This is a genomic window from Shewanella sp. ENK2 (genome assembly GCF_043568515.1).
GTDB classification, from domain to species: domain Bacteria; phylum Pseudomonadota; class Gammaproteobacteria; order Enterobacterales; family Shewanellaceae; genus Shewanella; species Shewanella japonica.
The window spans coordinates 99194-111808 of the sequence record NZ_CP171406.1 but is presented as its reverse complement, the minus strand read 5'-3'; the positions used below and the strand labels follow the sequence as shown (position 1 = coordinate 111808).

The window sequence follows — 12615 nt, the reverse complement described above, 5'->3', positions numbered from 1 at the left end:
AATAGATAAAGCTCGCTCGGATTGTTTTTTGAACGCAAATGTGGATTTTTTGTGTAACTACGGTAAAGAAATGTCACGCATAATTAGCTTCAACTAAAGTGGTGACGTTTGAAGATGTTGCAAAATGTATTAGTGAAAAGGCGTTAAATTTAATGTTGCGAAATTGATTTTGTGAGGTTAATCACGATTTAACAAGTGCTACATGGCAGGTGTTTACTGGATTTGTAGGCAATATCGCTTGAATGTAAATGTTAAATTTAATTCAAGCGTTTACCAATATGGAGAGATTTTAACGTAATTACTCAATGGTGTTACAGTTTGATAAGTGTAAACAATGTGGAGTTTTAGCCTATGGTTTTACCTTACAACGTAATAAGGTGTGCCCTAAGCCAATATTGTCGATGTCTTCATCAACGTAAAGACCAGCTTCACTGATCATCTTTAACATATCTTTACTGTGATACATGCGGCTATAGCCATTCGCTATTGCGGTAAAATAAAGTGATGTGGCGTTTACGCAATATGCTCCTGCCTCGTAAGGTTGCCTGTCCCAGTAAGTTTCTAAAATACACAGTTCACTGTTAGGTTTCATTGCGGCAACTGTACGTTTTAAAATGGTGATAATTTGCTGCTTTGAAAAACAGTCCAAGAACTGACTCATCCAGTATAAATCACCGCCTTCAAAAAATGGTTTGCTTGGGTCTAATAGGTCTGTTTCAAATGGAAACACTCTATCATTGACCATATTGTTGCGTGCGTTCTCCATCGCTACGGCCAGTTGCCCTGGTAGATCCATGATGGTGACGTTGACGTTTGCATCATAGCCAGTACAAGCGAATGCCCATTTACCTGTGTTGCCACCGACATCGACTATATGTTGTGGCTTAGATTTGAAAATCATTGGCAGTAAACTGTCAAATGCGTGGTCTGAATAATAATGGTCAAATTCAAACCAGCTACGTTTTGTCTGTTCTGGCAGTTGGCTTAATCCTGGGTAAATGGTCTCCCAGTCTCCTAAGTGTTTTAATCCCGCTGCGTTTCCTTGTTTAAGCGATGCTTCTAGCTCAAATAAACCTTGATAACAAACATCATGGATAAAGTTCAGGTTCTTGGATGCCATATCGTCATGCAGTAAGAAATATCCTGTTTTATCTAATCGATATAACTCATCTTTACACCAAAATATCCCCATGCTTAATCCCATATCCAGTAACACGTGAATGGCGTATTCAGAAAGGTCATTGTTGTTAGTTAATTCTGTAAGGCTGATACCCGCTTCTCCAGCTTTGTCGATTTGTGCAAGTAAGCCAAACTGGCTTAAACAACGGGCCACTTGGAAACTAACAGGAGCGAAGGCAATTTTTTGGGCTTCAAACTTAGCGTCATAAGCGGATATAGATTTAGGAGATTGGTAAAAAGACATATAGGGATGTTGGGATGATTAGAAAATTTCGGCGATAGTATCAGACACAACAAAAGCAAATTTTGATCTAGCTCTACAGTTATAAAAAATATCGATACGACAGCGAATTAATCTTGGTTATCAATGTTTAGTATAGGAGTTGATAGCGACAATCAGAAGTGTTCTTCAATGTCGGTGTACTAAGAATGCGACGGACAAATTGTTGTAATGAACAGCGTTCGTCGTTTTTGAAACAGGTTAAGTGATGCTTGTGAAATGTTATAGATTTAAAAAAGCCCAGCAATTGCTGGGCTTTTACTAAAACAATCTTTGACTGTTTATTATTGTACGTTTTCGCTGTCACCAAATGCGCCAGCAAATAGTGCAGATGAAAGGTAACGTTCTGCTGCAGATGGCAGGATTACAACAATGTTCTTACCTGCAAATTCTGGCTTTTCAGCAATGCGGTTTGCAGCTACAACTGCAGCACCTGAAGAAATACCCACTAAGATACCTTCTTCTTCCATTAGGCGACGAGCCATAGCAATAGCATCTTCGTTGCTGACGGCTTCTACTAAATCAACCATCTCTAAATCTAGGTTACCAGGGATAAAACCTGCGCCAATACCTTGGATTTTATGTGGTCCAGGTTGAAGTGGTTGGCCTGCTTTTGCTTGTGCAATAACTGGAGAGTCAACAGGCTCTACTGCAACAGAAACAATATCTTTGTTCTGTGCTTTAAGGTAACGACTTACACCTGTAATAGTACCACCAGTACCAACACCTGCTACAAATGCTGCAACGTCACCGTCAGTATCGTTCCAGATCTCTGGACCCGTTGTTTTCTCGTGGATCTCTGGGTTTGCTGGGTTACTGAATTGACCAAGAATTAAGTACTTAGCAGGATCTGATTGACGAATTTCTTCGGCTTTATCAATAGCACCTTTCATACCTTTAGCGCCTTCAGTTAACACAAGGTTAGCACCAAGTGCTTTAAGCAACTTACGACGCTCAAGACTCATTGTGTTTGGCATAGTTAGGGTAAGTTTGTAACCACGAGCAGCTGCAACATATGCAAGTGCAATACCTGTGTTACCAGAAGTTGGCTCTACTAATTCTACTTCTTTTGTTAGGGTGCCTTTTTTCTCAGCATCCCAAATCATGTTCGCACCAATACGGCACTTAACACTGAAACTTGGATTACGTGCTTCAACTTTGGCTAACACTTTACCATTGCTTACTCGATTAAGGCGCACTAGTGGGGTATTACCTAGCGTATATGAATTGTCTTCGTAAATGTTGCTCATGGTTTGCTCCTATGTTGGCATTGTCTAATGATAATCGGTTTAAGAGGCTTTAACAGTGATACTTTGTTATTCGTTATTCCTTTTAGTTATTAAAGTTAACTCAATTATAATAATAAAGCATCTGCTTATATAACAATGTCTTAGTTAAGCACGCTTCAATGAGCTCGATGGTCTGACCATCGCTAAATCAGCATTTTGTGCTTAGCGATTACTAAAGATAGTAATAGACTGATATTACAAAAGCGCAATTTATCCTTTCTTATTGGGTGTTATGAATAAAGTCATTACTTGTTCAGCAGGTAAGCTTCAGCTCAAGGTTCAACACCGAGATGAATTGTTGTTTTCACCAAATTGATACGGCAGATCTAATATGAACAAAGTGGTTATTTCAGGTAGCGGCCTTTACACACCGCCATTTAGCGTAAGTAACGAAGAGTTAGTGTTAAGTTTTAATACCTATGTAGACGAATTTAATGCGCAGCACAGTACCGAAATTGAATCTGGTGAGCTTGCCGCTTTATCGCATTCTTCAGCTGAGTTTATTGAAAAAGCATCAGGGATTAAAAGCCGGTATGTGATGGTCAAAGATGGGATTTTAGATCCTAAAGTGATGATGCCATTAATTGCCGATAAACCATCAGATGCGCTTTCAATGCAGGCTGAAATTGGCATTAAAGCCGCTCAACAAGCATTAGAGCAAGCTCAGCTTAATGCAGAAGATATTGACTTGGTGATTGTAGCATGTGCTTACACGCAACGTTCTTATCCTGCTATTGCGATTGAAATTCAACAAGCAATGGGCACTAAAGGTTTTGCCTATGACATGCTGGTGGCGTGTTCATCAGCGACCTTTGCGATTGTTAATGCTGTAAATGCAGTCCAATCAGGTACTGCATCAAGAGTATTAGTCATTAATCCTGAGATTTGCTCACCGCAAGTGAATTATCGGGATAGGGACAGCCACTTCATTTTTGGCGACGTGGCAACAGCTGTTGTGGTTGAACGTGCATCGCTTGCTCAATCTGAACATGCATTTAATGTACTTTCTAGCCAATGTTTTACCGACTTTTCTAATAATATCCGCAGTAATTTTGGCCATATTAACCGCTGCGATCCGAACAATGCTGAAAAACCTGATAAATTATTCCATCAGCAAGGTCGAAAAGTATTCAAAGAATTATTGCCAATGATCTACCAACATTTAGATAAACAGCTGGCAGAAGAGCAGATCCAAGCCAATGAATTTAAGAGGTTATGGCTCCACCAAGCAAATATTAATATGAATATGTTTGTAGTTCGTAAACTTCTCGGTGATAATGTTACAAAATTGAAAGCCCCAGTGGTGTTGGATGAATATGCTAATACTGCTTCAGCCGGGTCGATTATTGCATTTCATAAATATAATCAAGATTTTACGACTGGTGATTTAGGGCTGCTTTGTTCATTTGGTGCTGGCTATTCTATTGGGAGCATCATTTTAGAAAAGACCTAATAATAAATAGGTGAATTAATTGCGTATATTGATTGTTGAAGATAACGAAGCTGTATCTAAAGTACTTCGGCATTTGTTAATGCAAGAGCTGCATTGTGAAGTTGATATTGCGGCAGATGTTTCATCAGCGAATGCCTTACTAGAACAACATTCCTATTTTGTTGTGGTTGCCGAATTGAACCTACCAGATGCACCAGATGGCGAAATTGCCCAGCTGGTGCTGATGTCTTACCAAACTCCTTGTATTGTTTTATCTTCAAACCTTGATGCTCGTCAGCGTAAAAAATTGCTTAAATTGGGTATTGCTGACTACGTGTTAAAAGAAAATCGATTCAGTTATGAGTACGTGGTTAAGCTTGTGGCGAGGTTGGATCAAAATCAACATGTCAAAGTGTTGGTGGCAGACGACTCAGTAGTGAGTCGTAAGTTCGTTAAGGTTTTACTTGAGCAGCAACTTTTTACTGTGCTCGAAGCCTGTGACGGCGCAGAGGCAATAACGGTATTAAATGAAACTCCTGATATTCAATTGCTGATCACTGATTACAACATGCCTAATGTTGATGGCTTCGAGTTAATTCTAAAAGTACGCGAAAAGTTTAGCCGTGAAGATTTAGCCATTATTGGTCTTTCAAATGATACGGATGAAAGTCTGTCTGCACGTTTCATCAAGAATGGCGCTAATGACTTTTTGCAAAAGCCGTTTGTCCACGAAGAGTTTCATTGCCGTGTGTTAAATACCCTTGACTCATTAGACATGATCCGCAGTTTATGGGAACAAGCTAACCGAGATTATTTAACTAAAGCCTATACTCGACGTTACTTTTTACCCAACATGAAAAAGATGTCTCTGATGCTGGTCAATTTGCATTGGGCTTAATTGATATCGACTTTTTTAAAAAGGTCAATGACACTCACGGACATGATGTGGGCGATCAAGTGTTGTTTGAGTTTGCTAAACGACTTAAAAATGCTTTCGGACAACACTTTACTGTTGCAAGGTTTGGCGGTGAAGAGTTTGTCGTGGCTTTTAAAGGACTTGATGGTGACCGTGCATTCACAGTGATGGATAAGTTTAGACAACAAGTTAATTCTCAGCCTTTTATCACTGATGCGGGTGAGCTAACGATTAGTTTTAGTTGTGGTATTGCCAAAGCGGAGTCGACCGATACTAATTTAGATACTTTATTACATCGTGCTGATTTGTGTTTGTATGAAGCAAAAGAAGCTGGACGAAATAAAGTGGTGTTATAAGCTCGCTTTATTGTTTATATGGTTATAAAAAAGGACTGCCTCGGCAGTCCTTTTTGATTCATTAACCTAAGGTTTTACTAGAGCAACCAAGCGTAACTGACTTTCATAAAGTAGGTTTTATCTTTTTGAGTTAATGAGTCAATCTCATCGGTAGAAATTAATCCATCAGAGTAGCCTAAATAGAATACCGACTGAGGATTGAGTTTATAGCCGTATAAAATCTCGTTGCCTAAATTTTGATATTGTTTATTGGGTGATTGATATTGATATAAGTCTGGGTCGCGCTCAATATCAGTATAAACACTCGATAAACGTAAGAAACTGTTTAAGGTTATTTGCCAATTTAAGCGTAAATCAGTTAGGTTAGCGGTAAATAATCGACCTTCATCCACATCAAGCGCTTGGTATTTATGGTCTATATCTAAAATAATTGAATCGGTAATTTTCCATTCAAACGCAGGGTTAAACATCGTTACTGTGGCAGGGCGATCATTGGCGTAATCAATATCGTCACCATAGTTGCTATCGAACTCGATTTTTAACGAGTCGAATGGCACAAAGTTAGTGTAAAACCACATTAGGTCGATGGTGTACATGCTTGTATTGCCATCAATAGCAAGTGAAGAACTATCAAGACGACGACCAACACGATCTTTGTGGACAATACCTGTAGCAATATAACTTTGCCAGCCACCTTCAAAGCTCACTGATAGTTCGGCTTCTTGTTCAATTTTTTCATTATTTTGATTATGAGTAATATCCCAATCACCACCAAACTGGATCTTGCTAAAGAAGTTGTCCGTTGGGTACCAATAGTAATTGCCACCTGCAACAAACTTACTGGCGTCAATGCGTTCAATAAAACCTAAGTCTGCTCGAAAGTCTTCGCCAGTGGATTCATAGCGTGAAAATGCACGCCAATTTCGGCGTTCATGGTCATAACTGATGCGATACATGCTGTCAGAAAAGTTACCTTGCTTTTTGGTTCGCAGTACGCGCTCGTTATAATCACAATTGCCTATTTCACAGCCTTGTGGGGGAGTTGAGCAGTCATCGCCGTTACAAAACTGCTGAAAGAAATCTTCAGGATATTCGGTATCTGAAAAGACATATTGTGCAGTAAATGTATCTTGTTTTGTCGGTTGCCATTTGGTGTCAACACTGGCGACATAGTTATGGTAGTTATCTGATTGTTTTGCGGTAACCAAGCCACCAAAAGAAAGCTCACTGCTTGGATCAAAGCGATATCTAGCTGCAAGGTTATAGCTTTCTTCATCTATGGTGGCGACGTCTGAGCTTAAGTTTCCTGGTACTAGAAACTGGGTTTGTTCATCGTTTGCCGCTAATACAGCAATGGTATGGTCGTCAGTTTTACTCGTTAATTTAAGTCCATAATCTGGCGAACTAATATTTCGAGTGTGTAATAGGCTTAATTGAGTATCGAAATAGTCTTTGTTATCTAAAAAAAGCCCGTTTTTCAGGGTAAAACAATGCGAAATTATTATTCACATCGAGTTGACCTGAGTCTGCCTCGACTTGAGAAAAATCAGGATTAATTGTGGCATTAAGCAAGGTTGTCGGGGTAATACCCCAACGTAAATCTAATCCAACCTCAATATCATCTTCATCTTGCCATGGCTGATTTGGATTCAATTCTCGTTGGCTATTTCTCGCTGCAACAATAGATGGAGTAATTTGTATATCTTGGCCTTGCTGCGCGCCAGCTAACCCTGTTGCAGTGCCTAATTGACATAGTTGACATGATACGTTTCTATCAATTTTGTTGGTTGATAAACGGTGAGTTTCATTGCGAGGGTAAAATCTGACTAATTCTATTCCCCAAGTTTGAATGTCTTTTTTATCATCAAAGTTAAATAATCTAAGAGGCAGTTCGATTTCTACTTGGTAGCCTTGCTCGGTTAATTTACCTGCGCTATACCAAATCCCATCCCATGCATCACTTTCTTGGCCAGTGAGCTCATTTTCAATAGAGTCATTTTGAACGCCATAAGGGTTGACGAAAAATTGATAAGCCAGACGGGCATTATTAAATGTATCTAACTTAATCCCGACTTGATCATCACCCCATGAATTATCACGATCACGTAAATTAGCGCGAATTTGGGAAGGGTTATTGTCATGGGCTGTAAAGGCAACAAATAGGCTGGTTTCAGTTGCGAATATTTTGGCATCTGTTGTTACTAATGCGGCAATGTTCTCACCCGGAGAGGTTTCGTATTTAAGTTGAATATTGGCGGCTTGTTGCCACTGTGGCTCATTGAATTCACCATCTATCTCAGCGTGTTGAGTTAATGTCGGAATCGTGACATTGAATTGCTGAGGATCGCCAGCATTTACTGGGGCACTTAAACTGAGGGATGTGGCAAAGAAGCCTGATAAAAGAGTATGAAAATAAACAGTTTTATTCACAATATACGTAAGAATTATGATGAGTTTGAGCAATTGTCGCAAAATCCATCGATAAGATCGTTAACTATTTGTGTTTAAATGGTTTCAAATTGTAACCAAATTGTCTTGCTTGAGTGTGAGGTCGTTGTCGCGTTGCTAGATTAGGTAAGTTTTCGCGTTGTTTGTTTTGTATCGATTCGTTTGATTAAGGGGGATTAATCAAGCTTAGACTTTAGACCTGTATATATTAGTCCTGTAAATAAAAATGCCCTAAGCAAGCTTGGGCATTTTTATTAGGATAGGGGGCGTATAGGTTATTCGGGAGCGATTTCTGGATGTTTATACGCTTCACGGTATTTATCGACCCACATGGCTGTTGCACCACAAATCGCCACAGGCATCACGATAAAGTTAACGATAGGTATCATTGAAAATAAAGTCACCGCTGCGCCAAAACTGTAGCTGGTGCCTTTAGTTTGAGCTAAAGCAAATTTCATATCATTAAAAGGGACTTTGTGATTATCAAAAGGAAAATCACAATATTGAATCGCCATCATCCAAGCACTAAACAAGAACCAAAGGATAGGCGCTGCAGTTTGACCAACAACAGGTACAATAAATAGCACTAAAAAAAGTAATGCTCTTGGTAGATAGTATTTAAGCTTAATCCACTCTCGTCCTAGGATCCGCGGTAAGTCTTTTATAAGATCAACTGTAGTCCCAGAATTGAGTGGTTTACCCGTTAGATGCATTTCAACTTTTTCGGCAAGCAGTCCATTGAAAGGGGCTGCAATCCAGTTCATCACAGAGCTAAATACAAATGACATCACCACTAATAAGCTGACGATTGCGAGCGGCCACAAGAAAAAGTTAAGCCAAGTCAGGTATTCAGGTATTTGGCTGTTCATCCAACCAAAGAGTTCATCTAGTTTGCCGACAGCAAAATAAATTGCTGTTGAAAATAAGACTAAGTTGACCATTAAGGGAATAAACACAAAAGTACGTAGCCCTGGCTGTTTTATCAGCTTAAAGCCATCAATAAAATAATTTACACCACTTTTAACGGGTTTGATTGCCATTCATTACATCCTTGAAAAAACTACTTATTACTGATTGTGGTGACGCATTGCTCGGAAAACAAGCCTTAAAGTGTGTTTAAGTCATAAAAATCGTTACAAAATGCAGCGCGATTGGTAAAGTTAGCTGTATATCTGATTCATACTTTTATATCACTTACTTATCCTAACGGAACGACGACTTAAGCAACATGCGATTAAAACAAATAAAACTTGCTGGCTTTAAGTCGTTCGTTGACGCAACCAAAATTCCTTTTAATCAACCATTGACTGCCATTATTGGTCCAAACGGCTGTGGTAAATCTAATGTGATTGATGCTGTACGTTGGGTGCTGGGTGAAAGTAGCGCCAAGCATTTACGTGGCGACTCTATGATGGACGTTATATTTAACGGTTCAAGCGCCCGTAAACCTGTATCAGTGGCCAGTATTGAGCTGAGTTTTGAAAATATAGATGGCCGACTTGCTGGTCAATATGCCAGTTATCAAGAGATCACTGTTAAACGTCAGGTGAGCCGTGATGGCGACTCTAATTATTTCCTTAATGGTCAAAAGTGTCGCCGTAAAGATATTACTGACTTATTTATGGGTACAGGTCTTGGTCCCCGCAGTTACGCCATTATTGAGCAAGGCACCATTTCACGGCTTATTGAATCAAAACCCCAAGAGCTTAGAGTATTTATTGAAGAAGCGGCGGGAATATCTCGTTACAAAGAGCGTCGCCGTGAAACTGAAAATCGGATCCGCCATACCCGTGAAAATCTTGAACGGCTGAGCGATATTCGGTTAGAGCTTGGCACTCAGTTAGAAAAACTTGACCAACAAGCTCAAGCGGCCAAGCAATATCGTGAACTTAAGCAGCAGGAGCGTGACTTTCATGCTCAATTGCTGGTGATGCGATATCAAGAACTGCAAAGCCAAAGTGATAATATTGCGACTGAAATTAATCAGCTTGAGTTATCTATTGCGGCAGAAAAAGCCCAAGGTGAAACCACCGAACTTACGCTAACTCAGCTAAAGGCCCAACTCACTGACTTATCAGATAGTGAACAAAAGCTCGTTGAGCAATATTATCAAGCGGGGACAGAAATTGCCAAGCTTGAGCAGCAATTGAAGCATCAACAGCAACAAGATTCCCAGCTTGAGCAGCAATTAGCTGATGTGACGAAACAACATCAAGAAGCCAGCAATGAGTTGCAAACATTATCAGTACAAGAACAGCAACTGACGTCAGAAATTGAGTCTTTAACGCCACAGCTTAGTAGTGCAAATGAAGAATTAGCTATCATTGGTGAACAACTGCAAGAAGTTGATGAAAAAGCTGAAGGGCTGCAACAGCACCTGAGTATTCTGTCTGATACGGTGTCAAATGCCAAAATGGAAGCGGCGTTAACTCAAAACAAATTGCAGCATCAGCAGCAAAGTTTATCTGTGTTGCAGCAACAGCTGATTTCGTTAAAAGCTGAGCAACAACACAACACTGATGAAAATAATCATGCAGAGCTAGCGGCGTTAGATGAACAGATTACATCACTAACCCAAGAGTTAGCACTAGAAGATGACATCAAACATCAGTTAACTGAACAGCTAGAAGATAAGCAACAATCACTGCAGCAAGTATCTGAACAGTATCAGCAAAATAAGCAACATTTAACCTCGCTGACTGCCCGACATGAGTTGATTGATCAATGGTTGAGTAACAATCAGCCTGAGCATCAACAAGCCTTATGGCAGGTGATTAATGTCACTCCAGGTTGGGAGCAAGCCGTAGACTTGCTTTTGCAGGGCATTTTACAGACAGAAGTCAACACGCTTGATAATTGGGATGAACGAGGGTTTGTCAGCTGTGATAAAGGTTGGAGTCAGGCGCAAATTCAAGCGCCGGTGAATCTTGCACCTTGGCTTGAACAGGTGGTTTGGGTTGATTCCATTACCGAGGCAAAGTTAATACTCGAACACCCAAATGCTAATACTGAGTTTGGTGACAATTCTTTATCTCGTGGCAATTCTGTATCTCGTGAGAATAGAATGTCCCGTAACACCATTATTGCTACCAAAGACGGCTATCTCGTCGGTCAAGGTTTTGTGATTAGTAAATCAGAAGGTCAGCAATCTGAGCTTGCACTTAAAAATGAAGCTGTGCAACTCGACGCAGAAATAACTGAACTGCAGCAAACGCTGCTCGCTGAACAAATTGCAGTGAGCGAGCTTACTCATCAAGTGGCGGATGTTCACGGACAAATGGCAGCGTCTCAAGCTAAGTGCCATCAGTTGCAGCTTAATTGCAGTAAATTTGAGGCACAGAGTCTTAGCTTACAAAAACAGCAAAAAGAAACACAGCGACGCAAAAGCAATTTAGATCAGCAAGTCGTCAATTGTCAGCAACAAATAGAGCAAGGGCAGTTAACTGTCGCACAGCTATCCAGTGAAGTTGAACAATTAACCGGTCAGCACCAACAGCAGTTGACGCATCAGCAACAAGCAAATCAAGACTGGCAGACTGCGAATCATCAATTGCGTGAATGCAAATCGAAACGTAGCCAGCAGGAACGTGAAGTTAATCAGTTACAACAAAAGTCACAGGCGTTACAAACTCAATCTGCGGTGATTTCTGCGCAATTAAGCAAGCAACAGCAAGTTTGCCAAGGACTTGCTGAAAAAACGGAACAGTTACGATTGCTGCAAAAACAAACAAATGAAACCTTGGGCGATCAGCAATTAGCCCAGTTACAAAATCAACTATCGCAGCAATTAGATAGCCAACAAACAAAGCAACAATTGTTAAATTCCAACAGGACGCAACAAGCTGAGTTGCAAACACGTGTCGATAGTGCGGTATTGATTCAAAAACAACAGCTTGGTGTACTTCAAAACTTGACTCAATCGCTCAGCGGGTTAAAGTTACGGCGTGAAGGTTTAAAAGGTCAAGCTAACGGTCAATACCAATTACTCGAAGAGCAACAAATTACTATTCAGGCGGTACTCAAAGAGATACCTGAAGGGGCTAAAGTTGGCGCTTGGCAAAAGAGTTTAGATAAAGTCAGGGCGCGAATAAGTCACTTAGGGGCAATTAACTTAGCCGCTATTGAAGAGTTTGAGCAGCAAAGCGAGCGAAAAGCCTACTTAGACAATCAAGATAATGATTTAAACAAAGGCTTAGCCAGTCTTGAAGAAGCAATAAGAAAAATTGATAAAGAAACACGTAGTCGTTTTAAAGTGACATTTGATGCGGTAAATGCGGACTTATCGAGGTTGTTTCCTAAAGTTTTTGGTGGTGGTAAAGCGTATTTAGCATTGACCGACGATGACTTACTTGAAACTGGAGTGACCATTATGGCGCAACCTCCAGGTAAGAAGAATAGTACGATTCACCTTCTTAGTGGTGGAGAAAAAGCGTTAACCGCTTTATCATTAGTATTTGCCATATTTAGACTTAATCCTGCACCATTTTGTATGCTCGATGAAGTCGATGCACCACTTGATGATGCCAATGTTGAGCGATTTTGTCGTTTACTCAAAGAGATGTCACAGAGTGTGCAGTTTGTTTATATCAGTCATAATAAAATAACCATGGAAATGGCTGATCAATTAATAGGTGTCACTATGCATGAACCGGGAGTTTCACGTATAGTCGCAGTAGATATCGATGAAGCGGTGGCACTAGCCGACGCGGATTAAA

The 12615-nt window shown here is 40.2% G+C and carries 9 protein-coding genes; 4 read left to right on the top strand and 5 right to left on the bottom strand.

The genetic code is table 11. From position 1 onward, the window contains the following. Positions 1-349: 349 nt before the first annotated feature. Positions 350-1423 carry a methyltransferase gene (locus tag ACGEDC_RS00545; RefSeq protein WP_394495780.1) on the bottom strand — a complete coding sequence of 358 codons (1074 nt, stop codon included), beginning with the start codon at positions 1421-1423 and terminating at the stop codon, positions 350-352. 320 nt (positions 1424-1743) lie between these two features. Beyond that, the gene (gene cysK / locus ACGEDC_RS00540; RefSeq protein WP_055024706.1) at positions 1744-2709 is read right to left on the bottom strand and encodes a cysteine synthase A; all 966 of its coding nucleotides are present in this window, start codon (positions 2707-2709) and stop codon (positions 1744-1746) included. Between the two features lie 370 nt (positions 2710-3079). Between cysK and ACGEDC_RS00535 the strand changes: the two genes are divergently transcribed. The 3 genes from ACGEDC_RS00535 to ACGEDC_RS00525 are packed head-to-tail and all read left to right on the top strand — an operon-like array spanning position 3080 to position 5452. Beyond that, complete coding sequence (locus tag ACGEDC_RS00535) at positions 3080-4201, top strand: beta-ketoacyl-ACP synthase III (RefSeq protein WP_055024705.1); 1122 nt, start codon at positions 3080-3082, stop codon at positions 4199-4201. Between the two features lie 19 nt (positions 4202-4220). Next, positions 4221-5078, top strand: coding sequence for a response regulator (locus tag ACGEDC_RS00530; RefSeq protein ID WP_394495777.1), 858 nt, complete (start codon positions 4221-4223; stop codon positions 5076-5078). Then, positions 5069-5452, top strand: a complete 384-nt coding sequence (locus ACGEDC_RS00525) for a GGDEF domain-containing protein (protein WP_394495775.1) — start codon at positions 5069-5071, stop codon at positions 5450-5452. Before ACGEDC_RS00530 ends, ACGEDC_RS00525 begins: the two co-directional genes overlap by 10 nt. A 77-nt stretch (positions 5453-5529) precedes the next feature. On the opposite strand, the gene ACGEDC_RS00520 is transcribed toward ACGEDC_RS00525, so the two are convergent. The 3 genes from ACGEDC_RS00520 to cysZ all read right to left on the bottom strand — a co-directional run bounded on the left by ACGEDC_RS00520 (position 5530) and on the right by cysZ (position 8940). Then, complete coding sequence (locus ACGEDC_RS00520) at positions 5530-6660, bottom strand: hypothetical protein (RefSeq protein ID WP_394495773.1); 1131 nt, start codon at positions 6658-6660, stop codon at positions 5530-5532. Between the two features lie 247 nt (positions 6661-6907). Beyond that, a complete protein-coding gene (locus ACGEDC_RS00515) occupies positions 6908-7882 on the bottom strand; it encodes a carbohydrate binding family 9 domain-containing protein (protein ID WP_394495771.1) in 975 nt (324 codons plus the stop codon). Positions 7883-8175: 293 nt separating this feature from the next. Next, on the bottom strand, positions 8176-8940 hold the full coding sequence (gene cysZ, locus ACGEDC_RS00510; RefSeq protein ID WP_055024702.1) for a sulfate transporter CysZ: 765 nt from the start codon (positions 8938-8940) through the stop codon (positions 8176-8178). Between the two features lie 188 nt (positions 8941-9128). Here cysZ and smc point away from each other — a divergent pair, with 188 nt between their 5' ends. After that, a complete protein-coding gene (smc, locus tag ACGEDC_RS00505; RefSeq protein ID WP_394495768.1) occupies positions 9129-12614 on the top strand; it encodes a chromosome segregation protein SMC in 3486 nt (1161 codons plus the stop codon). The last annotated feature ends 1 nt before the right edge of the window (position 12615 follow it).

Bases quoted from the DNA above. Each gene is read 5' to 3' on its own strand.
- ACGEDC_RS00545 (WP_394495780.1), bottom strand. From the start codon at position 1,423: ATGTCTTTTTACCAATCTCCTAAATCTATATCCGCTTATGACGCTAAG.
- cysK (WP_055024706.1), bottom strand. From the start codon at position 2,709: ATGAGCAACATTTACGAAGACAATTCATATACGCTAGGTAATACCCCA.
- cysZ (WP_055024702.1), bottom strand. From the start codon at position 8,940: ATGGCAATCAAACCCGTTAAAAGTGGTGTAAATTATTTTATTGATGGC.
- smc (WP_394495768.1), top strand. From the start codon at position 9,129: ATGCGATTAAAACAAATAAAACTTGCTGGCTTTAAGTCGTTCGTTGAC.
- ACGEDC_RS00535 (WP_055024705.1), top strand. From the start codon at position 3,080: ATGAACAAAGTGGTTATTTCAGGTAGCGGCCTTTACACACCGCCATTT.